Raw genomic sequence first — 601 nt, 5'->3', positions numbered from 1 at the left:
TCGTCCGGCACCAGTTCGGCCTGGTAGCTGTAGTGGGTGCCGAGTTGCGCCTCGGCGCTTTCTTCAGCCTGACTGGTGTACTGCTTGCCGTGGTGGACGATGCTCACCGGACGCCAGCCACGGTTCAGGTCTTCCCGTGGGTGGCCCGCGAGAGTGAAGGAGATACCCGGTTGCAGGCGCGGATCATCGCCCTCGACCAGGGCCATACGCGCATCACGCCGATGACCACGCAAACGGTTTTCAGCGAAGGGTTTGCCGGCCTCGTCGAACTTGGCGCGTGCCGGATAATCGTAGCGTTCGTACTGTCGGCCCTGGTGGTCGAGATCGACGCCATCACGGCTGTGATGGTGGCTGTAGCGCGGATGGTGGAAGGTGTAATCGCGCTGGGTCTGGTGCGCGGTACGCACGTTTTCGCTGTAGGCAAAGCGGCGCAACGCGGGTTGCGGCTGGTCGCCGCCGGGCGTGGGGTTGTATTGCACCGGCTCATCGCCAACGCGACCGTGGATAAAAAGGCGATCGCTGTGGACCAGTTGATGGCCTTCGGCACTGTGCCGAAAGGAATAAAAGAAACCTTCCTCGCGCATGATGCGTTCGACAAAGT

General features: G+C 62.1%; 1 protein-coding gene. It reads right to left on the bottom strand.

The features are described 5' to 3' along the window. Positions 1-601, bottom strand: a 601-nt coding sequence (locus MF4836_RS34645; RefSeq protein WP_274522663.1) for a contractile injection system protein, VgrG/Pvc8 family, incomplete at both ends; no start/stop codon positions are given.

The sequence above is a fragment of the Pseudomonas sp. MF4836 genome, from assembly GCF_002018875.1.
GTDB lineage: Bacteria > Pseudomonadota > Gammaproteobacteria > Pseudomonadales > Pseudomonadaceae > Aquipseudomonas.
This window is presented reverse-complemented; position numbering and strand designations above follow the sequence as displayed.